This is a genomic window from Streptomyces griseus subsp. griseus (assembly GCF_003610995.1).
Lineage (GTDB): Bacteria > Actinomycetota > Actinomycetes > Streptomycetales > Streptomycetaceae > Streptomyces.
The window spans coordinates 2,888,535-2,910,907 of sequence record NZ_CP032543.1 but is presented as its reverse complement, the minus strand read 5'-3'; the positions used below and the strand labels follow the sequence as shown (position 1 = coordinate 2,910,907).

The following is a 22,373-nucleotide window of genomic DNA, read 5'->3' as shown; positions in this document are numbered from 1 at the left end:
AGGCATCCCACAGGAGTGAACAGCATGGGTATCGCAGACCAGTTCAAGGACAAGGCGCAGGAGCTCGCCGAGCAGGCCAAGCAGAAGGCCGGCCAGGGCAAGGACGAGGCCCAGGAGCGCGGCTCGAAGGGTCGCGACCACGACCGCGACCAGCAGCACGGCTCCGACGCGTCGACCGGACTGCGGGACCGGGCCCAGGACGCGGCGGACCAGGCGCGCGAGCGCTTCGACCGTTGACGGTCGCTGAGGTGTGACGCGTGCGCGCTGCGGTTCGCGCGTGCGTGCGCGTCGCTTGAGGAGGCGCACCCGGGTTTCCGGGTGCGCCTCCTTCTTGTGCGGGATGCGCCCCGCAGGCCCCCCTCGTGGCGCGCACCCCGACCCGGGCGGATCCGGCGCGCCCCCGGCCCGGGCGGAGAAGATGTCCTCAATCGCCGGACGGGCTCGGTTTCCGGGCGGGCCGGATCTCCGTACGGGCTGGACTCCGGACGGGCTGGATTCAGCGCGGCGGCAACGGCGGTCGCCGCAGGTCCGGGGCCGTGTCGTACGAGGGCGGGGTCGACGCCGGGTGGGCGGCCAGCAGCTCCAGGGCGATCCGGACCGCGTCGTCCAGGACCGCGTGGCGGCCCTCTGCCCAGTCCAGGGGGGTGCGCAGGGCCTCCACGTCCGGTTCCACGCCGTGGTTCTCCACCGACCAGCCGTACGCGTCGAACCAGGCGGCGTTCATCGGCACCGTGATCGACGTGCCGTCGCCGAGCCGGTGGCGGCCGGTCATGCCGACCACCCCGCCCCAGGTCCGCTGGCCCACCACCGGGCCGAGCTTCAGCAGCCGGAACGCGGCGGTGATCATGTCGCCGTCGGAGGAGGTCGCCTCGTCGGCCAGGGCGACGACCGGGCCGCGCGGGGCGTTGGAGGCGTAGCTCACCGCCTGGGCGTTGCGGGTCAGGTCCCAGCCGAGGATCTTGCGGGTGAGCTTCTCCACCACCAGCTCGCTGATGTGGCCGCCCGCGTTGCCGCGTACGTCCACGATCAGGGCGGGGCGGGAGACCTCCAGCCGCAGGTCCCGGTTGAACTGGGCCCACCCCGAGCCGCCCAGGTCCGGGATGTGCAGGTAGCCGCATTTGCCGCCGCTCAACTCCCGTACGACATCACGGCGTTTGGCCACCCAGTCCTGGTAGCGCAGCGGGCGCTCGTTCACCAGGGGCAGGATCGCCACCCGGCGTGAGGGGCCGCCGCCCGCCGGGGTGAACGTGAGCTCCACCGTCGTACCGCCCGCCGCCGTCAGCAGCGGGAACGGGCCCGTCACCGGGTCCACCGGGCGGCCGTCCACATGGGTGAGGACGGCGCCCTCGCGGATGCCCGTACCGGCCAGCGGGGAGCGGGCCTTGGAGTCGGAGGAGTCGCCGGGCAGGATGCGCTGGAGGGTCCAGGCGCCGTCCCGGCAGACCAGGTTGGCGCCGAGCAGGCCGATCGCCCGCTGGTAGTGCGGCGGGCCCTCGTTGCGGCGGGCGGGGGAGACGTACGCGTGCGAGGTGCCCAGCTCGCCCAGCACCTCGCGCAGCAGATCCGCGAACTCGTCGGGGGAGGCGACCCGTTCGACCAGCGGGCGGTACTGGTCCAGCACCCCGTCCCAGTCGATGCCGCACATGTCCGGCTCCCAGAAGAAGGAGCGGATGATCCGGCCCGCCTCCCCGTACGCCTGCCGCCACTCCGCCCCCGGGTCGACCTCGTGCAGGATGCGGCGCAGGTCCAGATAGACCGTGGAGTCGGTGTCGCCGGGCTCGGTCGCCGGTACGGCACGGAGCTCGCCGTCGTCCATCACCACCAGGCGCGAGCAGTCGCCGCTGACCGCGAACCAGTCGAGGTGGTCGACCAGTTCGGTCTTACGCGCCTTCGCGATGTTGAAGTGCTCCAGCGTCGGCCGCCCCGACATGTCGGCCGGGTTGGCGAACGTCTCGCCCAGCGCCCCCGAGATCGGCCAGCGCAGCCAGACCAGCCCGCCCCCGCTCACCGGGTGCAGCGCCGAATACTTGGAGGCGGAGACCGGGAACGGCGTCACCCGGCTCTCCAGGCCCTCGAACTCGACCATGACCGTCGACCCCTCCGACGTGCCACCTCCCTCCGGAACGTCTATCGGGTCCAGGCCGCCCGCCGCCGGGCGTCCGTCCGGGGAGAGCGCGAAGGGGGAGGGGGTGGCCGAGGAGAGCGGTACCAGGTAGGGGCGGCAGCCGAGCGGGAAGGAGAGGTCGCCGGTGTGGACGTCGTACACCGGGTCGAAGCCCCGCCAGGACAGGAACGCCAGATAGCGGCCGTCCTCCGTGAAGACCGGGTTCTCGTCCTCGAAGCGGCCGTTGGTGACGTCCACGATCACCGGGGCGCCGGGGCCGGAGATCCGGGCCAGCTTGATCTGCCGCAGCGAGCGGCCGATGCCGGGGTGCGACCAGGTCACCCAGTCACCGTCGGGCGAGAAGGCCAGGTCGCGGACGGGGCCGTTGACCGAGCGGATCAGCTCGGTGAGGCCGGGGTGTTCGTCGACCGGGGCCGCGCTGTCCGGGCGGGCCGCGCCCGTCGCCGCGTAGAGGTCGGCGCGGGTGGAGCCGCTGGGCGCCCGCTCCGGTACGTCGGCGGCCTCCGGCTCCCCTGTGTCCAGGAGCAGCAGCCGCCCGTCGTTCGAGGCGATGGCCAGCCGCTCCCCGTCCGGGTCGGAGACCATCTCCTGCACCCGGCCCAGCTGCCCCGAGGCGAGCCGGCGCGGGGCCCGGTCGCCGCTGGCGCGCGGCAGGTAGGCGATCTCCACCGCGTCCTCGCCGTCCGCGTCGGTGACGTACGCGACCTGCCCTCCGCTGCCCAGCATCTCCGGCAGCCGCACCCGCACCCCCGGGGTGTCGCTGATGGTGCGGGCGGGGCCGTCGCGGTGGGTGAGCCAGTAGAGGCTGCCGCGTACGGTGACGGCGCTGGCCCGGCCCGTCTCGTCGACCGAGAGCGAGTCGACGTTGCTGGCGGCGGGCACCTGGTAGTGGCGCCGCCCGCTGCGCGGCCCGCCGAGCCGGACCTCCAGCTTGCGCGGGGCGGCGTCCGGCGAGTCCAGGTCCTCGACCAGCCAGAGGTCACCGGCGCACTGGTAGACGACCCGGTGGCCGTCGCTCGCGGCGTTGCGGGCGTAGAAGGCGTCGTGGTCGGTGTGGCGGCGCAGGTCGGTGCCGTCGGTCCGGCAGGAGTAGAGGTTGCCGACGCCCTCGTGGTCGGAGAGGAACGCGATGCGCCGGCCGACGAACATCGGCGAGGCGAGGTGGCCGTCGATGTCCGGCAGCAGCCGCTCCCCGTGCAGCCAGAGGCGGCCCATCGCCCCGCCCCGGTAGCGCTTCCAGGCGGCCGGTTCGTGCGGGGGCGTGCCGGTGAGGAGCAGGGTGCGGCGCTCGCCGTCGAGGTCGGCGACCGCGATGTCGGAGACCGGGCCCCAGGGGAGCCGCCCGCCGGGGCTGCCGTCGGTGGGGACGCTGTAGGCCCAGGAGAAGTACGAGAACGGCTGGTTGTGCGAGGAGACGGCGAGGATCTGGGAGGCGTCAGCGGGGTCGGGGCTCCAGCCGCAGACCCGGGCGTCGGTCGACCCCCAGTGGGTGAGCCGGCGGGCCGGGCCGCCGTCCACCGGGGCGAGGTGGATCTCGGGGTCGAGGGTGCGCCAGCTCGTGTAGGCGATGGAAGTGCCGTCGGGCGAGAAGCGGGGATGGCTGACCCGGGTCCGGTCGACGGTCACCCGCCAGGCCCGCCCCGGCCGATGCCCGGCGGCGGCGAGCGGTGCGACCCAGAGGTCGTCCTCGGCCGCGAAGCAGAGCATGTCCTGGTGGAGATGGGGAAACCGGAGGTACGCCACGTCATCACTCACCCCTCAATGCTTTCCGCGTGAGGGGCCCGGGGCAACTTGTGGTGCAGCCCACAAGCGAAACGATTTCGTTTCGCTGGGTGGGCGGGGTACGGTTCAAGTGTACGAAACGGTTTCGTTCGATGATGAACGGGACAGGGGACCGGTGGACAGGCGTACCGAGGAGGTCGGCACATGGCACGCACCAGGCTGACCCCCGAGCGTGAGGGCGAGCTCTACGAGGCCGTCCTCGACCTGCTCCGTGAGGTCGGCTACGACGCCCTGACCATGGACGCCGTCGCCGCCCGTACCCGGTCGAGCAAGGCCACCCTCTACCGCCAGTGGGGCTCCAAGCCCGAGCTGGTCGCGAAGGCGCTCCGGCACAACAAGCCGGGCGACCTCGCGGACATCGACACCGGCTCGCTGCGCGGTGACTTCCACGCCGTGCTGAGCCGGACCGACGACTGCCAGATGGAGAAGGACGCCGCACTGATGCGGGGTCTGAGCCATGCCGTCCACGAGTACCCCGAGCTGCTCGAAGCCCTGCGCGAGCTCTTGATCGAACCCGAGATGAACGGATTCGACGAGATGCTCCAGCGGGCGGTGGCACGGGGCGAGCTGCGCGCGGACAACCCCGCGCTGAAGTACATCCCGCACATGCTGGTCGGCGCGCTCGCCGCCCGGCAGCTGATCGAGGACCGACCGGTCGACCGGGCGTTCCTCGTGGATTACGTGGACTCCGTGGTTCTCCCCGCCCTCGGTGTCTGACGTCCCCGATCCGCCCGCACGGCCCTCTCCCCGACGCTCCACCTGACACGCCGCTCTCGTCGTCGGGCTGGTTCCTCACGCCCATGTCCACTCATACGACCTGACCGGGAGTACGCCCCCGTGGCCACTTTCCTCTACAAGCTCGGACGGCTCACCTTCCGCCGCCGCCGCTTTGTCGCCCTGATCTGGGTGGCACTGCTGGCGCTCGCCGGATTCGGTGCCGCCTCCGCGTCCACCGCCGCCTCCAGTTCCTTCTCCATCCCCGGTACGGAGGCGCAGCGCGCCTTCGACCTGCTGGAACAGCGCTTCCCCGGCTCCAACGCCGACGGGGCCACCGCCCGGGTCGTCTTCAAGGCGCCCGAGGGCGAGAAGGTGACCGACGCCGGGAACAAGGGCGAGATCACCGGCATCGTCAAGGAACTCCAGTCCGGCTCCGACCAGGTGGCCGGTGCCGCCGACCCGTTCGAGGCGCAGGCCGTGAGCGAGGACGGTTCGACGGCGTACATCTCGGTCTCCTACAAGGTCAACTCCATGGAGCTGACCGATGAGACCCGGGACGCACTGGAAGGCGCGGGCAAGGACGCGCAGAGCAGCGGCATGAAGGTGGAGATCGGCGGTGACGCCCTCCAGGTCATGCCGCACACCGGGACTGCCGAGATCATCGGTGTGGCCATCGCCGCCGTCGTCCTGGTCATCACCTTCGGTTCGCTGATCGCCGCCGGGCTGCCGCTGGTGACCGCGCTGGTCGGGGTCGGTATCGGCGTCTCCACGATCACCGCGCTGGCCAGTGTGATGGACCTGGGCTCCACCACCTCGATCCTCGCCATGATGATCGGCCTCGCGGTCGGCATCGACTACGCCCTCTTCATCGTCTCCCGCTACCGCGCGGAGCTGGCCGAGGGCCGGGAGCGGGAGGAAGCCGCCGGGCGGGCGGTCGGCACGGCCGGATCCGCCGTCGTCTTCGCGGGCCTGACCGTGGTCATCGCACTGGCCGGCCTGGCCGTCGTCAACATCCCGATGCTGACCAAGATGGGTCTCGCCGCCGCCGGTACGGTCTCCATCGCCGTCCTCATCGCGCTCACCCTCGTCCCGGCGGCCCTCGGCTTCGCGGGCAAGCGGATCATGGGCCGCAAGGCGCGCAAGGCCGCCGAGGCGGAGAACCGCCCCGAGGCCAAGCCGAACATGGGCACCCGCTGGGCGCGGTTCGTGCTGCGCAAGCCGGTCTGGGTGATGCTCGTCGGCGTCCTCGGCCTCGGTATCGTCGCCATCCCGGCCACCTCGCTGGAGATGGGCCTGCCCGACGACGGCGCCCAGCCGAAGTCGACCACGCAGCGCCAGGCGTACGACACGCTCTCCGACGGCTTCGGCCCCGGGTTCAACGGCCCGCTGCTGGTCGTGGTGGACGCCAAGAACAGCTCCGACCCCAAGGCCGCGGCCGACCAGGTCGCCAAGAAGGTCGAGTCCCTCGGCGTCGCGGCCGTCGTCCCGCCCGCCTTCAACAAGGCCGGTGACGCCGCGACGATCACGGTCATCCCCAAGGACCGGCCGTCCTCGCACGCCACCGAGGAGGTCGTCCACGACATCCGGGACGCGGGCAAGGACATCAAGGCGGACACCGGGGCCGAGGTCCTGGTCACCGGCGCCACCGCGATGAACATCGACTTCTCGCAGAAGATGAACGACGCGCTGCTGCCCTACCTGGCGCTCGTCGTCGGCCTCGCGTTCCTGCTGCTGATGCTGGTCTTCCGCTCGGTCCTCGTCCCGCTGAAGGCGGCCCTGGGCTTCCTGCTCTCGGTGGTCGCGGCGCTCGGCGCGGTCGTCGCGGTCTTCCAGTGGGGCTGGCTCGGCTCGCTCTTCGGGGTGGAGCAGACCGGTCCGATCATGAGCATGATGCCGATCTTCATGGTCGGTGTGGTCTTCGGTCTCGCGATGGACTACGAGGTCTTCCTCGTCACCCGGATGCGTGAGGCGTACGTCCACGGCGAGAGCCCCGGCCAGGCCATCGTGACCGGCTTCAAGCACGGCGCACGGGTCGTCACGGCGGCAGCGGTGATCATGATCGCGGTCTTCTCGGGCTTCATCGGCTCCAGTGAGCAGATGATCAAGATGATCGGCTTCTCGCTCGCCATCGCCGTCCTCTTCGACGCCTTCGTGGTGCGGATGGCGATCGTCCCGGCCGTCCTGGCCCTGCTGGGCAAGCGGGCCTGGTGGCTGCCGCGCTGGCTGGACCGGGCGCTGCCCAACGTGGACGTGGAGGGCGAGAAGCTGCAGAAGCAGCTGACGGAGGAGCCCGCCGGCTCCGAGGGCGGCGGTGACGGCGGCGAGCGGGAGCTCGTACGCGTCTGAGCCTCGCCGGCTGTACGGGGACTCCGCGGAGCCGTTCGAGTCCCCCCTGAACTCCGGGGCCGCGTCTGAGCGGAGCGCGGCCCCGGAAGCGCCGGTCACCTGTGGGGACGGGGGACCGGAGCACATGGAAGGCCCCCGTGCGATGAGCACGGGGGCCTTCCTCCTGTGTGCGGACCTCCTTGCTCACGGGCCTGCTGCCGACCGCCCACGGGGCATGGGCGGGGGCGTTTCCCGTACGTGCCGGCCCGGGGTGCGCGTGGAGCGCCGCACGTGCTCAGCGTGCCGCCGGGTCGCGGCGGAAGAGCGACATCGACCACCGGTGGCCGAGCACGGCCAGGGCTGCGCTCCAGCCGACGGCCAGCCAGCCGTGGTGGCCGATCTCCGTTCCGAGGAGCAGGCCTCGCAGGGTCTCGATGACCGAGGTGAAGGGCTGGTACTCGGCGATCGGCCGGAACCAGCCCGGCATGCTGTCCGCCGGGATGAAGGCGCTGGAGATGAGGGGCAGCAGGATCAGCGGCTGGGCGCTGTTGGCGGCCGCCTCCGCGCTCGGGCTGGCCATCCCTATCCCGACCGCGATCCAGGTGAGCGCCAGGGCGAAGAGCGTGACCAGTCCGAAGGCGGCCAGCCACTCCGGGGCGGTGGTGCCGACGGGCCGGAAGCCGATGGCCACGGCGACGGCGCCGACCACGACCAGGCTGGCGAGGATGCGCAGCACACCTCCGACGACATGCCCGGTGACCACGGAGCCGTGGTGGATCGCCATGGTGCGGAGGCGGGCGATGACGCCCTCGGCCATGTCGGTGGAGACGGACACCGCGGCTCCGATCACCGTGGAGCCGATGGTCATCATCAAGATGCCCGGCACGATGTAGGCGATGTAGTCGGAGCGGTCCCCGCCGCCGATGCCCGCGCTCATCACCTCTCCGAAGATGTAGACGAAGAGCAGCAGGAGCATGACCGGTGTGAGCAGCAGGTTGAGGGTGAGGGAGGGGTAGCGCCGGGCGTGGAGGAGGTTGCGGCGCAACAAGGTGCCGGTGTCGCGGGCGGCGAGGGCGAACGAGCTCATCGGGTGTTCTCCTTGGGCCGGTCGTTCTGGGCGGGGACGGGAGCCGAGCCGGTGATGGCCGGGCCGGTGAGGGCGAAGAACACGTCGTCGAGGTCGGGGGTGTGCACGGTGAGTTCGTCGGCTTCGATGCCGGCGTCGTCCAACCGGTCGAGGATGGAGCGCAGTTCGCGCTGACTGCCGTCACTGGGAACGCGGAGCGACAGCGCCTCGTCGTCGTGCGTGGCCCCGGCAAGCGCGGAGGCGGCGCTCCGGTAGGCGTCAGGCCCGGTGAAGCGCAGTCTGACGTGTCCGCCGGGGACGATCCGCTTCAGCTCCTCGGCGCTGCCCTCGGCGGCGATCCTCCCGCCGTCGATGACGGCGATACGGTCGGCGAGTTCGTCGGCCTCTTCCAGGTACTGGGTGGTGAGGAAGACGGTCACCCCGTCGGCGACCAGGCCGCGGATGATGCCCCACATGGTGTGGCGGGAGCGCGGGTCGAGCCCCGTGGTCGGTTCGTCCAGGAAGATGATCCGCGGCCCGCCGACCAGGGTCATGGCGATGTCCAGACGGCGCTTCATTCCGCCGGAGTAGGCCGACGCGGGCCGCTTCGCCGCCTCCACCAGGTCGAAACGCTCCAGCAGTTCGGCGGTCACTCGCCGGCCCTCGCTCCTGGGCAGGTGGTGCAGGTCCGCCATCAGGAGCATGTTCTCCTCGCCGGTGATCAGACCGTCGACGGCGGAGAACTGTCCGGTGACGCCGATCGCGGCGCGGACCGCCTGAGCCTCGGTGGCGAGGTCGTGGCCGCCGACGCGGATCTCGCCGGAGCCGGGGCCGGGGGAGACGAGGGTGGAGAGGATCGTGACGGCGGTGGTCTTGCCCGCGCCGTTCGGGCCCAGCAGGGCGAAGACGGTGCCCGCGGGGACGGTCAGGTCGATACCGTCCAGGACGGTCTTGTCTCCGTACGACTTCCGCAGCCCCTTCGCCGCGATGGCCGGATCGGTCATGGTCGTTGCTCCTCGGTGGTGGTCGCGGGGTCCGACAGGTTCCCGGCGGGTTCTCGGTGAGGTGGAGCCGCGGTCAGAGGCTGCGGGCGGCGATGTCGCCGTGGGACGTGGCGGCGTGGATGCCGAGCTCCGCGGCGCCGTCGTTCCTGAGGGAGTTGTCGACACGGCCGAGGCCGGTGCGGGCGTCGAGGACGGCCGAGACGCCGGGGGCCGCGGTGACGGAGATGTCACCGGAGCGGGTGCGGAGCGCGACCGTGCCGCGCACGGCTTCGGAGATCCGGATGTCGCCCCGCGTGGTGCTGATCTCTGCGGGACCGTTCAGCCGGCCGATCTCGACATCGCCTTCGACAGCGGCGAGCCGCACCCCGGCCGCCTCGTCGATCTTGATCCGGCGGTAGGCGCCGTCGAAGGCCACCGAGCCGAGACGTCCGACACCTCGGAGTTCGGCCGCGGTCGTGTGCGCCTCCACATGGGAACCGGCGGGCAGTTGGACAGTCACCTCGACCGAGCCGGAGTGCCCGAGGAGCCGCTTTCCGGACTTCTTCGCGGTGACGCGCAGGACACCCTCGCCGAAGGCGACCACCACCTCTTCGGCGGCTTTCACGTCCCGGCTCCGGGAGGCGTCGGAGGGGCGGACCTCGACCGTGGCGTCGGACCGGTCGGCGGCGATGAGCTGGATGCGCCCGGCGGGGATGTGCAGGACAGCGGTGACCGGGGCGGTGGTGGCGAACTTTCGCATGGCTCTCTCCTGGGAATCGATGTTTCCGATGAGAGAAAAGCTACGTTGCGTTTACTGATTGCTCAACGAGAATATTGCGCGATGCTGACGTATTCGCAGCTGGAGGCCGCAATTTCGTTGCGCTGATCCTCTCGCTTAATGCAACGCTCCATGGTGGTTCGTTGCAATGGGGTGAAGGTGAACGCTATGTTGGGACCTCGTCGACCGAGAAGGAGGCCGGGATGCCGGGAGGCAGGATCACCCAGCAGGAGCGTCAGCGGATCGCGTCGGGACTGGCCGACGGGCTCGCCTATGCGGAGATCGCCCGGCGTCTGGACCGTCCGACCTCGACCGTCACGCGTGAGGTGATGCGCAACGGCGGTCCCACCACCTACCGCCCCGAGCCGGCGCACCGCGCCGCCGAGCGTCGCGCCCGCCGGCGCAAGCGGATCGCGCCGCTGGTGGATGAGGCGCCGGTCCAGCCCTACGGGCGTGACGCCGAGGCCGTGCAAGCGTTCGAGGAGATGTACGCCACGGCCATGATGGCCTCAGGCATGCCCTTGATGATGGCCCGGGTGCTGACCAGCCTCACCCTCGCCGATTCCGGCACCCTCACCGCGCAGGAACTCGCCCGGCGCCTCCAGGTCAGTCCGGCGTCCGTCTCCAAGGCGATCGCGTTCCTCGACGATCAGGGCATGGTCCGCCGGGAGCGCGACGAGCGCCGCCGCGAGCGCTACACCGTGGACGACGAGATCTGGTACCGGTCGATGATGGTCAGCGTCCGGTCGACGGCGGAACTCGTCGAGATCACGCGGCAGGGCGTCGGTGTGCTCGGTCCCGGCACTCCGGCCGCCGCCCGTCTGGAGGGCGTCGCCCGTTTCCTCGACTTCGTGGCAGAGGCCATCGCCCGAGCCGCGGAGCAGGCCCGCGACATCCTCCGTACGTCGCCGGGGCCCGGGGCGTCGCCGGAGGCCACCGAAGGGCCGCCCGGGGTGGCGCCGGAGGCCGCCGAGGGGCCGACGGGGCCGCCCCCTTCCTAGCGGATTCCGCAGCCTCCGGGGGTCACCTTCAGCTCCGGGGGCGTGGCCGCCACGCTTGGAGCGTGGGGGTCGGCTTTCCTGTGCGGATGTCAGCCGCGGGCCGGCTGGGTGTCCTTCGCCCCGGGCCGGGCGCCCCGCTCCGGGCGGGTGCGGGACGGTCGCTTCTCCGGGGCTGCGTCCGACGCCGTGGCCGGGGCCTGCGCGCGGGTGCGGGCGAGGAAGCGGATCAGCGTCCTGATCTCGAACTGGAACACCTCGACCCCGTCCGTCGAGTGCAGCTCCACGATCAGCTGCGTACGGCCGCAGGGCCAGACGCGGACGGCGCCCCGCTCGATCGGCGTGCGCAGGCCGCGTTCCAGCAGGTCACGGCCGAAGGCCCAGTCGGTGCCGCCGGGCAGGGTGATGTGGACGGTACGCGGGTCCTCGGCGGGGTCGTAGCGCAGATCGACGGGGACCGGGCGGGTCAGAGGGCCATCGGTGATGAGCCGGGCGCGTGCATGTTCTTCGATCACAGGGGACATGAGCCGGCTCCTCCTATATGCGTCGTTCTGCCCTCTAATGTCCCATATTTCACGGAAGTGGCACGGTGGGCGTCCGCTCACCGTGACAGCAGGTGAAGTCCGGAGCCTCCCGCCGACGGTGGACGCGGCGTAGCTGCCAGGCGCCAGCTCTTGCATATGGTTCGCAGGAGAGCACTATTATTGATGGGTTCATGACCCCGCCCGCAGCACCGCGCCCGCGCGGACGCGGACACCGCGCGGAACCGCAGGAAGCGGAGCCTCTCCCTATGCATGTACCCGATGGATTCATCGATGCACCTGTCTCCGTGGCGGCCGGGGTGGTCGCCGCCGGCGCGGTCGCCGTCAGCCTGCGCGGCGCGCGCCGTGAACTGGACGAGCGCACCGCCCCGCTCGCCGGTCTGGTGGCCGCGTTCATCTTCGCCGTGCAGATGCTGAACTTCCCGGTGGCCGCCGGTACCAGCGGCCACCTGATGGGAGGGGCGCTGGCCGCGATCCTCGTCGGGCCCTACACGGCGGTGCTCTGCCTGGCGGTGGTGCTGCTGATGCAGGGCATCTTCTTCGCGGACGGCGGCCTCACCGCGCTCGGCGTGAACATCACCGTCATGGGCGTGGTCACCGTCGTCGTCGCGTACGGGCTGTTCCGCCTGCTCACCGGCCTCCTGCCGCGCACCCGCCGGTCCGCGACCGCCTCGGCGTTCGTCGCCGCGCTGGTCTCCGTGCCCGTGTCGGCCGCCGCGTTCACGCTGCTCTACTGGATCGGCGGCACCACCGACATCCCGATCGGCAAGGTGTTCACGGCCATGGTCGGCGTACACATCCTGATCGGGATCGGCGAGGCCGTCATCACCGCGCTCACCGTCGGCGCCGTCCTCGCCGTGCGTCCCGACCTCGTCCACGGCGTCCAGGGCCTGGCCGCGCCCCTCAAGCTGCGGGTCGACGGCGAGTTGGTCGACGCCCCGGCCGCGACGCGCGAACCGGAGCCCGCCGCCGCGCACCGGTCCACGCGCGGGTTCTGGATCACCGGCCTGGTCTCGGCGTTCGTCCTCGCCGGGTTCGTCTCCTTCTACGCCTCCGCCAACCCCGACGGCCTGGAACGGGTCGCCGCCGACCAGGGCATCGACGAGAAGGTCCAGGAGCACGGCGCCGCCGACTCCCCGCTCGCGGACTACGGGGTCGGCGACATCGCGAACGCCCGGCTCTCCGGCGGCCTCGCCGGGGTGATCGGCGTCAGCGCCACGGTGGTCGTGGGCACAGGAGTCTTCTGGGTGGTGCGCCGCCGCAAGGAGGAGTCCACCGAGACCTCCCGCGACCACGAGAACGTCTGACCGGGCAGTGGTCCTCCAGGCCGCGCGGTCCGACAGGGAAGAGGTCTGACCATGGGAGCGGGCCACGCCCACAAGCTCTACCGGCACGGACACAGCCCGGTGCACCGGCTGCCCCCGCACTGCAAACTGGCCGCCGTCTTCGGCTTCGTGCTCGTGGTCGTCTCCACCCCGCGCGAGGCGATGTGGGCCTTCGCGCTGTACGCGGCGCTCCTGGCGGCCGTCGCGGCGGTGGCCCGCATCCCGGCCGGCTTCCTGCTGAAGCGGCTGGTCATCGAGGTGCCGTTCGTGGCGTTCGCGCTGCTCATGCCGTTCGTGGTGCCGGGCGAGCAGACGGAGATCCTCGGTGTCTCGGTCAGCGTCCCCGGCCTCTGGGGCGCCTGGAACGTGCTGGCCAAGGCCACCCTCGGCGTCGCCGCCTCGGTGCTCCTGGCCTCCACCACCGAGCTGCGCGCCGTCCTGCTCGGCCTCCAACGGCTGCGGCTGCCCCCGCTGCTGGTCCAGATCGCCTCGTTCATGATCCGGTACGGCGACGTCATCACCGACGAGATGCGGCGCATGTCGATCGCCCGCCGCTCCCGGGGGTTCGAGGCGCGCGGCGTACGGCAGTGGGGCGTCCTGGCCACCTCGATGGGCGCCCTCTTCATCCGCTCGTACGAACGGGGCGAGCGCGTGCACCTCGCCATGGTCAGCCGGGGGTACGCCGGGACGATGCCCGTGATCGACGAGGTGACGGCCACCCGGACGCAATGGGCGTACGCGGCGGCCCTCCCCGTACTCGCGCTCACGGTCTGTCTGCTGGGATGGACCCTGTGACTTCCTCTCCCGCACCCCGGGGACCCGCCCCGTCCCTCGACGTCAGCGGCCTCGCCTACGCCTACCCCGACGGCCACCAGGCCCTCTTCGGGGTGAACCTGACCGTGGGGCGCGGTGAGCGCGTCGCGGTCCTCGGCCCCAACGGCGCGGGCAAGACCACGCTGGTCCTCCACCTCAACGGCATCCTGGAGGCGGGCTCCGGCACGGTCCACGTCGCCGGTCTCCCGGTGGCCAAGCGGCACCTCGCGGAGATCCGCCGCCGGGTCGGCATCGTCTTCCAGGACCCGGACGACCAGCTGTTCATGCCCACGGTCCGCGAGGACGTCGCGTTCGGGCCCGCGTCGGCGGGGCTGCGCGGCCCCGAGCTGGAGGAGCGGGTCCTGCGGGCGCTGAGGCAGGTGGGGATGGAGGATTACGTGGCCCGCCCGCCGCACCACCTCTCCTTCGGCCAGCGCCGCCGCGTCGCCGTGGCCACCGTCCTCGCCATGGAGCCGGAGATCCTGGTGCTGGACGAGCCCTCGTCCAACCTGGACCCGGCCTCCCGCCGCGAACTGGCCGACATCCTGCGCTCGTTGGACGTCACGGTGCTGATGGTCACACACGACCTGCCGTACGCGCTGGAGCTCTGCCCGCGCGCGGTGATCCTCAGCGAGGGTGTGATCGCCGCCGACGGACGTACGCAGCACCTCCTCTGCGACGAGGAGTTGATGCGGGCGCACCGTCTGGAGCTGCCGTTCGGCTTCGACCCGAGGTCGGTCACGGTTCCGTCCCCGTAAACAGATCGTGACAGTGCGGTGGTGAGGGCGACCCGCTCCCCGGGGACCCCGCCGGGACGTGCACCATGGAGGGATGAGCGAGGGCGTGGGCGCGGGCACATCGGCGGATACAGCAACAGGCGTGGGCGTGGGCGTGGATGTACGGGGCACGGTGGCCCCCGGGTTCGAACCGGTCCGGGACGCCTTCGTCCGCAACTTCGAGCAGCGGGGCGAGCGCGGTGCGGCCGTCGCCGTCTACCGGGACGGGCGCAAGGTCGTCGACCTGTGGGCCGGTACGAGGGACGTGGACGGCACCGAACCGTGGGCCGTCGACACCGTCCAGATCGTGCGCTCGGCGGGCAAGGGCATCGCCGCCGCCGTCCCCCTCCTGCTCCACCAGCGCGGGCAGGTGGACCTGGACGCCCCGGTCTCCACGTACTGGCCGGAGTTCAAGGCGAACGGCAAGGAACGCGTCCTGGTCCGCGACCTGCTGGCCCACCGCGCCGGGGTCCCCGCCCTGGACCGCCCCCTCACGCCGGCCGAGGCCGTGGACGGGGTCACCGGCCCCGCGGCCGTCGCCGCGCAGCGCCCGGAGTGGGAGCCGGGCACCGACCACGGCTACCACGCGCAGACCTACAGCTGGCTCATCGGCGAACTGGTCCGCCGCGCCACCGGCCGCACCATCGGCCGCTGGATCGCGGAGGAGATCGCGCGCCCGCTCGGCCTGGACTTCTGGTTCGGACTCCCGGCGGAGGAGGCCCACCGCATCGGCCGCATCGGTCCGGTGGAGCCCCCGGTGTCCACCGCCGCCTCCGGCGCCCTGCGCGTACGCCCCAAACGCTCGGTCGTCGAGGCCTACCGCGACCCGGACTCGCTCACCCGCCGTGCCTTCGGCGCGATCGACCCGCTCCCCGACGAGAACGACGCCGCCTACCGTACGGCGGGACTCCCCGCCTCGGGCGGCATCGCGACGGCCCGGGGCCTGGCCCACTGCTACGCCGCGATGATCGGCCCGGTCGACGGCCACCGCCGCCTCTTCGCCCCCGCCACGCTCACCCTGGCCCGCACGGAGGAGTCGGCGGGCCCCGACCGCGTCCTCGTCGTCAACACCCGCTTCGGCCTCGGCTACATGCTGCACGGCCCGGCGGCGCCGCTGCTGGGCCCGGGCTCGTTCGGCCACCCCGGCCGGGGCGGCTCGCTCGGCTTCGCCGACCCGGAGTCGGGCATCGCGCTGGGCTACGTCACCAACGGCCTGCAGAAGGGAGTCACCGCCGATCCCCGTGCCCAGGCGCTGGTCAGAGCAGTACGGTCGGCGCTATGACACGACTTCGTTTCGACGGCTACAGCATCCTGATCACCGCCGCCGGCCAGGGCATCGGCGCGGCAACGGCCCACCGCCTGGCGGCGGAAGGCGCCAAGGTCCTCGTCACCGACCTGGACGCGAAGCGCGCCTTTGACACGGCGGCGGCGATACGCGAGGCGGGCTTCACGGCCGACTCCCGGGCCTGCGACGTGGCGGACCGGACGGCGGTGGAGGCGGCGGTGGCGTACGCGGTCGAGACCTTCGGCGGCCTCGACGTCCTGGTCAACAACGCGTACGCGGCGAGTGATGACGCCGAGCTCTTCGAGGACGAGCCGGACGCGACCTGGGAACGCGACCTGGACATCACCCTCTCCGGCCCCTTCCGCTGCGCCCGCGCCGCCCTGCCGCACCTGGTGGCCTCGGGCCGGGGGGCGATCGTCACCATCGGCTCGGTCAACGGCGAGCAGGACTTCGGCGGCCACGCGTACAGCGCGGCCAAGGCGGGCCTGACGAGCCTGACCCGCACCCTGGCGGGCCATGCGGGGCCGCGCGGCGTACGGGTCAACCTGGTGGCGCCCGGCACGATCCGCACGGCGGCCTGGTCGGGCCGCGACGCGGAGCTGGAACGAGCCGCCGCGCTCTACCCGCTCGGCCGGGTCGGCACCCCGGAGGACATCGCATCCGCCGTCGCCTTCCTCGCCTCCTCCGACGCGTCGTGGGTCACGGGGACGACGCTGCGGGTGGACGGCGGGATCCTGGCGGTGAACACGGGCTTCCGCCGGGCCATGAGCCAGCCGTAGATCCCGTGACGGGGACGGAAATCCCCTGGCCCGGCGCCACGCACCGCCCTACCCTCCCCGCATGTCCATCACATACGACCACACCGACAGGGCGGGCCGCCCCGTCACCCTCCACGCGGTGGACGCGGACAACTGGCGGGCGGTCGCCGACTGCGCCCCGCGCGACGACCAGCGCGACTGGGTCCCGGCCCTGGCCGCCCGCTACCTGGTCCTGACGTCCCGCGAGGACACCTGGAACTCCCTGGCGGTCCTGGCCGGCGACCAGGTGACCGGCCACATCATGTGGGCCCGGGACGAGGACGGCTCGCACTGGCTGGGCGGCATGCTGATCGACGCCTCCCACCAGGGCCGGGGCATCGGCGCAGCCGCCGTACGCACCCTGACGACCTGGCTCTCGGACCGGGAGGGCCACCCACCGGTCCGCCTCTCCTACACCCCGTCCAACGAGGCCGCCGCCCACCTCTACGCACGGCTCGGCTTCCGGCTGACGGGGGTGGAGGAGGACGGGGAGGTGGTGGCGGAGTGGGCGGGGGCGGGGTGAGAGCGAGGGGCGGCCCCGCCGCGTTCGGCCTTCCGCGCCAGGGGCCGGGGAGCTGATCCAGGGCATCGCCCACCGACGACCCGCCCGGCGGCAGGCACCGGTGGCGTACGGCGGGTCCGTCTACCGCTCGGACCGCAGGATCATCAGCCGCTCCGGATCGGGTACGGGCACGAACCCGACCTTCGCGTACAGCTCGTGGGCGTCCAGGGTGGCGAGGATGGTCCGCTTCAGCTCGTACGGGGCGAGGTGGTCGCGGACGGCGGTCGCCAGTCGTACGCCGAGGCCCCGGCCGCGGTGTTCGGGTGCCACGTAGACATCGCAGAGCCAGGCGAAGGTCGCCCGGTCCGTGACCACGCGGGCGTAGGCGGCCTGGGCGCCATCGGGGCCGTAGACACCGAAGTTGAGCGAGCCGCGCATGGACCGCTCCACGGTGTCGCGGCTGCGGCCCAGCGCCCAGAAGGCGTCGGTGGAGAGCCAGTGGTGCACGAGGCCGACGTCGAGGCGTTCCGGGTCGGTGTCGATCTCGTACCCGTCGCTGCCCTTGTTCCCGTTCCCGTCTTCGCTGCGTGTGGTGGTGGTCATGGGCTGGGAGCGTAGTCGCGGGCACCGCGAGCCGCTCAGGCGGCGGCCTGTGGGGGGCGGGTTGGGTTCGGCAGTCGCGGCAGTGGCCGGGGGTGGGGGCACGGAAGCCGCGTTCGCAGCCGTCGCAGGTCTGGAAGGGGGGACGGCGATGCGTGGGCGGGCGGGGGCGGTGGCGGGGTCTGCGGGGCGGCGGGGGCCGTCGCGCCTCGGGGGCGTAACAGTGCCGCAGGCTGGTTGCAGAAGGCCGTGCGGGTGACGATCCGGCCGTTCGGGAGACGGGTGCGGGCCCGTTGCAGGTAGCCGTGGGCTGCCAACTCGCTTAGGGCGGCGGCGATGAGTTTCTCGCCCTCGGGGAAGCGGGCGGCCAGGGCCCCGACTTCCGTGCCGCGTCAGGCCGGCACGGCGGGCGTCACTTCACCACGACGTGGTCCCCGGACGACGTGGACGCCCCGGTGGTGGTGTTGCCGTAGTACGCCCAGCGCCATGTACCCGTCTTGGACGCCTTGACGGTCGTCTTGAGGGTGCCCGAGCTGTTGGCGTACACCTTCTTCACCGTGGTGTAGGAGGTGGCTCCGGCGGGCTTGAACTGAAGGCTTACGTGGCGGCCGCCGTAGGAGGCGTACTTCCTGGTCTCCCAGTTGGCCCGGGTGACCTTGCCGGTCACGGTGAGGGGCTTGCCCTTGGCCACCGGCTCGGGCGCGGCGTCGACGGTGAGGCGGGAGTTGCGCTTGACGTGGACCGTCAGCCCTGTGGCGTCGACGTCTTTGCTTCCGTCCTTGAAGTACACCTCGCCCGCGACCTTCCAGGCCCCGGCCTCACTGTTGCGCAGCAACGACAGGCTCGGGTCGAAGTACAGCGTTTCCTGGATGTCGCAGGGGCCGGTCCGCAGGGGGCAGTCGCTCGACCCGATGTCGTGCCACAGCTTGTCGTCCGCGTTCTTGCGGTAGAGGTACACCAGGGGGGCCCACTTCCACTCGCGCGTGGTCGTGACCCGGAAGGAGGCCGGTATCGCGACCTCCTTCGACGTCCCGATCACGACCGGCTTGCCGCCGTTCACCTGGACACGGCTGAACGAGGCACCGCCCTCGACGGCCCCTGCCGGCACCGTGGCCACAGCCGTGAACACCGCCGCCGCACCACCGGCCACGACGGCTCTCCAGACCTGCTTCCCCACCCGATCCCCGATTCTCCGTACGCAGAAGCGCCGGAGGCCATCCCTCCGGCGCCTGAAAGACAGCCGGGGGCCATCCAGGGTTGTAGGCCGCAACATCACGATGAGACATCGGGCCACCCTCCCGCATCCCGCGCCGTCGACGGTCCGGTGCGTCTCCTCGGGTCAACTCGTGTGCAGCATCAGCCCGATGCCCACCACCATCAGCCCCGCCGCAGCGATCCTCGGCGCCCCGAAGCGCTCCTTGAAGAACAGCGTGCCGATCGCCGCGCCCACGATGATCGACGACTCCCGCAGGGCCGCGATCGGGGCGAGCGGGGCCCTGGTCTGGGCCCAGAGGACCAGCCCGTACGCGACGACCGACAGGGCCGCGCCGAGCAGGCCCCGCACCGCGAACGGCCTCAGCTGGGCGGTGAGTTCGGCGCGACGGCGGTAGTACGCGTACGCCGGGATCGCCAGGCCCTCCAGGATCATCAGCCAGGCGACGTAACCGAGCGGTGTGCCGGAGGCGCGGACCCCGACGCCGTCGACCGTCGTGTACCCGGCGATGGCCAGGCCCGTGCCGAGGGCCGCCACGATCGCGGGCCAGTGCGGGCGCTTGCCGGAGCCCCGGATGCCCCAGAGCGCCAGGCCGACCAGCCCGGCCGAGGCGACCGCCACGCCCGCCGTCGCCCAGGCGTCCGGGCGCTCGCCGACGAAGACCGCCGCCAGGACCGTCACCACGAGCGGGGCCGTACCCCGGGCGATCGGGTACATCTGGCCGAAGTCGCCTAGGGTGAACGACCGCATCAGCAGCATCATGTACGCCACGTGCAGCACGGCCGAAGCGCCGAGGTACGGCCACGCGCCCGCCGCCGGCAGCGGGGCGAACAGGGCCATCGCCACGCCGATCAGCAGGCCACCGCCGGAGATCAGCGTGAAGGAGAGCAGCTGGTCCTTGATGGCGTGGGCGATGGCGTTCCAGCTGGCGTGCGTTATCGCGGCGACGAGGACCGCGAGGGCGACCAGCGGGGTCACTTGGCGGGCTCGCGCACATCCGCAACCGTCGCGCCCGCGTGGGCGATCAGCGTCTTGGGGTCGAGGGGGAAGACCGTGTGCGGGGTGCCGGCCGCCGCCCACACCACGGGGTGGTCCAGCAGGCGGCGGTCCGCCAGGACCCGGGTCCGGGTCGCGTGGCCGAAGGGGGGTACGCCGCCGATCGCGTACCCGGTCGTCTCCCGGACCAGGTCCGCGTTTGCCCGTGCCACCTTCTGCGCGCCGAGTTCGCGGCGTACCAGCTCCACGTCCACCCGGGACGACCCGTCCATCAGGACCAGGACCGGGACGCCGTCCGCCGTGAAGACCAGGGACTTGACGATCTCGCTCAGCGCGCAGCCGACCGCCGCAGCGGCCTCGGCCGCCGTACGGGTCGCGTCGGGGAAGCGGCGTACCTCGACCTGGAGGCCCAGCTCGGCCAGTGCCTCGGCGAAGCGGGGGTGGGCGTGCGAGGCGGGTGCGGCGGTCGGAGACGGCACGGGGGTTTCGGGGGTTTCGGATGGGCTGCTCATGGCTGCACGCTAGCGGTCGGTGCAGTATGCATGCGAGCGGGTTCCGGGTGGCGGGTGGCGGGCGGCGGGCGCTGGTCGCGCAGCGCCTCGGCATCTCCGTACGGACGGGCAACTCGTGCCCGGACCGTGTGCGGATCGCGTACGCCGACGTCGGTCGCCCCGCCCGGACGGCGGCGAGCCGGGTGGCCCGGGCCGTCCATGGTGGCCCCGTCGACGTCGGACGGCCTCTGAGACCTCCGCCAGGACCTCAGCGGCCCGCGCGCAGCACCTCCGCCACCAGCGGGCCCGCCGCGTCGCCGCCGTGGCCGCCGGACTGGACGACTGCCGCCGCCGCGAGGTCGTTGCTGAAGCCGGTGAACCAGCTGTTCGACGTCTGCCCGTCGACCTCCGCCGAACCGGTCTTGGCGCCCTTGTCGCCGCCGACGCCCGCCATGGACTTGGTGCCGGTGCCGGTGGGGCTGGTCGCGGTGTAGCGCATCATCTGCCGCAGTTGCTCGGCCACCCCGGCCGGGAGCGGACGGGCACCGGCGAAGGGCCGGTTGTCCAGCTCGCGGGCGATCAGATACGGCTGCTTGAAGCCGCCGTTCTTCACCGTGGCGGTCACCGAAGCCATGTTCAGTGGGCTCATCAGCACCTTGCCCTGCCCGATGTACGAGGCCGCGGTCTCGGTCCCCGAGGACTCCGGGACGCTGCCGTCGAAGGAGGGCACACCGGTCTGCCAGTTGTCCTGGCCGAGGCCGAAGTAGTCACGGGCCTCCTGGCCGAGGGCCGATCCGGCCCGGTCACCGAGCGGTTTGACCGGCTTGATGAAGGTGCTGTTGCAGGACTGCGCGAATGCCTCCCGCAGTGTGGCGTTGCCGATGGAGAAGTCCTTGAGGTTGTGGAAGGTCACCCCCGCCCAATCGACGGTGGCCGGGCACTCCACCGCGGAGTTCATGCTGCCGAGACCGTTCTGGATGATCATCGCCGCTGTCACGATCTTCATCGTGGAGCCGGGGGCCAACTGGCCGCTCATGGCCGCGTTGTAGCCGTCCTCGCGGTTGTTGGCGATGGCGAGGATCGCGCCCGTGGACGGCTGGACCGCCGCCACCGAGGACTCGGCGAACCGCTTCACCGCCTGCTCGGCCGCGGCCTGGACGCCGGCGTCGAGTGTCGTCCGTACCTTGCCGGGCTTGCCCTTGGTGAGGGTCAGCAGGCTGATGTCGGCCCGCCCGTCCTCGGCGGGGTCGATCCAGGTCTCGACGCCGGGCGAACCGCCGGCGGATTCCCCGTACTTCTGGCGCAGGGTGTCCAGGATCGTACCCAGGGAGGGGTACTCCTCCTTGGTGAGTACGGTGCCGTCGCGGTCGACGGTCTCGATGGCCGCCGTCGACGACTCACCGGTCTTCAGCGTCGCGCCCTCGGTCAACCGGGGGTGTATGACGGTGGGTTCCCAGTCGACCAGGGCCTTCCCGGTCGTCAGCCCACGGACGACGGTGAGCTCGGAGGCGTACGACAGGGGCTTGGATTTCCCGTCGTAGGAGACGGTGGCCTTGACGGTGTAGGGCACCGTCGTGCCGACGGCCGGACCCGGGGTGATCTTCACCTTGCCGATGTGGGCGGCCGCGCCGTACGAGGCGAGTACGGGCTCCGCGTCGGCCTCGTTGTTGGTGAGGAGGGCCGCGCCGGCGGCATCGCCCGCCGCCCAGGCGTCGAAGAAGGACTTCGACGTCTCGGTTATCTCCTCCGCGCTGGGCGGCCCTGTCCTCACCTCGGGCGTCGCGTTCTGCGAGGCGACCGTGCCGCCGTCCGCGCCGTTCCCGAGCACGCTGTAGGCCCCGTAGCCGACCCCGCCGGCCACGAGGACGAACACTCCGCCGACCGCGGCGACCTTCGCTCCACTGCGCATCTGTGCAGTCCCCCTCCCCAGGAGTGCCCCTTGAACGCGTTCAAGGGGCAACTGTGAGGAACCCTAAGGGGTTGTCGCCCCCGGTGAGGGTGTCGTTACCGGACCGGAACGCTCGGCTGGAGCGCTCTCCGGGCAGGTCCGCGCAACCCGGACCTCCGCTGCCGAGAGCAGGCAGCCGGGCCGTCCCGCCGTGCCGACACCGGGACCTGTGGGCGACCGGCCGCGCGGCCTCCCCTGTTCCTGATCCTGGCGGCCGGGGCGGCGGTCCTCCTGGCCCGGCAGCGGCGGGCGGCAGGGGCCTGTGACCTGGGCATGAGCCCGGGGGGTCCGGCCTGATCGATAAGGGCTCA

20 protein-coding genes are annotated in these 22,373 nt (G+C 72.0%); 10 read left to right on the top strand and 10 right to left on the bottom strand.

All coding sequences use genetic code 11. From position 1 onward, the window contains the following. The first annotated feature begins 24 nt into the window (after positions 1 to 24). The gene (locus tag D6270_RS13205; RefSeq protein ID WP_109165218.1) at positions 25 to 237 is read left to right on the top strand and encodes a hypothetical protein; all 213 of its coding nucleotides are present in this window, start codon (positions 25 to 27) and stop codon (positions 235 to 237) included. Between the two features lie 259 nt (positions 238 to 496). Here D6270_RS13205 and D6270_RS13200 read toward each other — a convergent pair whose 3' ends face one another. Beyond that, positions 497 to 3,880, bottom strand: coding sequence for a S41 family peptidase (locus D6270_RS13200; RefSeq protein ID WP_109165219.1), 3,384 nt, complete (start codon positions 3,878 to 3,880; stop codon positions 497 to 499). Between the two features lie 171 nt (positions 3,881 to 4,051). Here D6270_RS13200 and D6270_RS13195 point away from each other — a divergent pair, with 171 nt between their 5' ends. Both D6270_RS13195 and D6270_RS13190 read left to right on the top strand, forming a co-directional pair. Next, entirely contained in the window at positions 4,052 to 4,624 is a 573-nt protein-coding gene (locus D6270_RS13195; RefSeq protein WP_109165220.1) for a TetR/AcrR family transcriptional regulator, read from the top strand. 120 nt (positions 4,625 to 4,744) lie between these two features. Beyond that, the gene (locus D6270_RS13190) at positions 4,745 to 6,970 is read left to right on the top strand and encodes an MMPL family transporter (protein WP_109165221.1); all 2,226 of its coding nucleotides are present in this window, start codon (positions 4,745 to 4,747) and stop codon (positions 6,968 to 6,970) included. Between the two features lie 274 nt (positions 6,971 to 7,244). Here the strand turns inward: D6270_RS13190 and D6270_RS13185 are convergent, their stop codons facing one another. From D6270_RS13185 to D6270_RS13175, 3 genes are all read right to left on the bottom strand, one after another. Then, complete coding sequence (locus D6270_RS13185; RefSeq protein ID WP_109165222.1) at positions 7,245 to 8,036, bottom strand: ABC transporter permease; 792 nt, start codon at positions 8,034 to 8,036, stop codon at positions 7,245 to 7,247. Beyond that, positions 8,033 to 9,019 (bottom strand): ATP-binding cassette domain-containing protein, encoded by a 987-nt coding sequence (locus D6270_RS13180; RefSeq protein ID WP_109165223.1) that lies wholly within the window; start codon positions 9,017 to 9,019, stop codon positions 8,033 to 8,035. The genes D6270_RS13185 and D6270_RS13180 overlap by 4 nt, the downstream gene beginning before the upstream one ends. Positions 9,020 to 9,092: 73 nt before the next feature. Beyond that, positions 9,093 to 9,758: a DUF4097 family beta strand repeat-containing protein gene (locus D6270_RS13175; protein WP_109165224.1), complete on the bottom strand. Its 666-nt coding sequence runs from the start codon at positions 9,756 to 9,758 to the stop codon at positions 9,093 to 9,095. A 221-nt stretch (positions 9,759 to 9,979) separates the two neighbouring features. On the opposite strand from D6270_RS13175, the gene D6270_RS13170 reads away from it, so the two are divergent. Next, on the top strand, positions 9,980 to 10,777 hold the full coding sequence (locus tag D6270_RS13170; protein WP_109165225.1) for a helix-turn-helix domain-containing protein: 798 nt from the start codon (positions 9,980 to 9,982) through the stop codon (positions 10,775 to 10,777). Between the two features lie 89 nt (positions 10,778 to 10,866). Here the strand turns inward: D6270_RS13170 and D6270_RS13165 are convergent, their stop codons facing one another. Further along, complete coding sequence (locus D6270_RS13165; protein ID WP_109165226.1) at positions 10,867 to 11,298, bottom strand: SsgA family sporulation/cell division regulator; 432 nt, start codon at positions 11,296 to 11,298, stop codon at positions 10,867 to 10,869. Positions 11,299 to 11,564: 266 nt separating this feature from the next. Between D6270_RS13165 and D6270_RS13160 the strand changes: the two genes are divergently transcribed. From D6270_RS13160 to D6270_RS13135, 6 genes are all read left to right on the top strand, one after another. Continuing rightward, entirely contained in the window at positions 11,565 to 12,623 is a 1,059-nt protein-coding gene (locus tag D6270_RS13160; RefSeq protein ID WP_109165227.1) for an energy-coupling factor ABC transporter permease, read from the top strand. Between the two features lie 51 nt (positions 12,624 to 12,674). Next, complete coding sequence (cbiQ, locus tag D6270_RS13155) at positions 12,675 to 13,436, top strand: cobalt ECF transporter T component CbiQ (protein ID WP_109165228.1); 762 nt, start codon at positions 12,675 to 12,677, stop codon at positions 13,434 to 13,436. Beyond that, positions 13,424 to 14,212: an energy-coupling factor ABC transporter ATP-binding protein gene (locus D6270_RS13150; RefSeq protein WP_109165229.1), complete on the top strand. Its 789-nt coding sequence runs from the start codon at positions 13,424 to 13,426 to the stop codon at positions 14,210 to 14,212. Before cbiQ ends, D6270_RS13150 begins: the two co-directional genes overlap by 13 nt. A gap of 133 nt (positions 14,213 to 14,345) precedes the next feature. Beyond that, positions 14,346 to 15,512, top strand: coding sequence for a serine hydrolase domain-containing protein (locus D6270_RS13145; RefSeq protein ID WP_109167466.1), 1,167 nt, complete (start codon positions 14,346 to 14,348; stop codon positions 15,510 to 15,512). After that, positions 15,509 to 16,294, top strand: a complete 786-nt coding sequence (locus D6270_RS13140) for an SDR family NAD(P)-dependent oxidoreductase (protein ID WP_109165230.1) — start codon at positions 15,509 to 15,511, stop codon at positions 16,292 to 16,294. The genes D6270_RS13145 and D6270_RS13140 overlap by 4 nt, the downstream gene beginning before the upstream one ends. A 61-nt stretch (positions 16,295 to 16,355) precedes the next feature. Beyond that, positions 16,356 to 16,835, top strand: coding sequence for a GNAT family N-acetyltransferase (locus D6270_RS13135; RefSeq protein WP_109165231.1), 480 nt, complete (start codon positions 16,356 to 16,358; stop codon positions 16,833 to 16,835). 120 nt (positions 16,836 to 16,955) lie between these two features. On the opposite strand, the gene D6270_RS13130 is transcribed toward D6270_RS13135, so the two are convergent. The 5 genes from D6270_RS13130 to D6270_RS13100 all read right to left on the bottom strand — a co-directional run bounded on the left by D6270_RS13130 (position 16,956) and on the right by D6270_RS13100 (position 22,023). Further along, the gene (locus D6270_RS13130; RefSeq protein WP_109165232.1) at positions 16,956 to 17,417 is read right to left on the bottom strand and encodes a GNAT family N-acetyltransferase; all 462 of its coding nucleotides are present in this window, start codon (positions 17,415 to 17,417) and stop codon (positions 16,956 to 16,958) included. 409 nt (positions 17,418 to 17,826) lie between these two features. Then, a complete protein-coding gene (locus D6270_RS13120; RefSeq protein ID WP_158650505.1) occupies positions 17,827 to 18,591 on the bottom strand; it encodes a hypothetical protein in 765 nt (254 codons plus the stop codon). Positions 18,592 to 18,753: 162 nt separating this feature from the next. After that, positions 18,754 to 19,605 carry an EamA family transporter gene (locus D6270_RS13115; protein ID WP_109165234.1) on the bottom strand — a complete coding sequence of 284 codons (852 nt, stop codon included), beginning with the start codon at positions 19,603 to 19,605 and terminating at the stop codon, positions 18,754 to 18,756. Then, the gene (locus D6270_RS13110) at positions 19,602 to 20,135 is read right to left on the bottom strand and encodes a YbaK/EbsC family protein (RefSeq protein WP_109165235.1); all 534 of its coding nucleotides are present in this window, start codon (positions 20,133 to 20,135) and stop codon (positions 19,602 to 19,604) included. The genes D6270_RS13115 and D6270_RS13110 overlap by 4 nt, the downstream gene beginning before the upstream one ends. A gap of 247 nt (positions 20,136 to 20,382) precedes the next feature. Further along, positions 20,383 to 22,023: a penicillin-binding transpeptidase domain-containing protein gene (locus tag D6270_RS13100; protein WP_109165236.1), complete on the bottom strand. Its 1,641-nt coding sequence runs from the start codon at positions 22,021 to 22,023 to the stop codon at positions 20,383 to 20,385. Between the last annotated feature and the right edge of the window lie 350 nt (positions 22,024 to 22,373).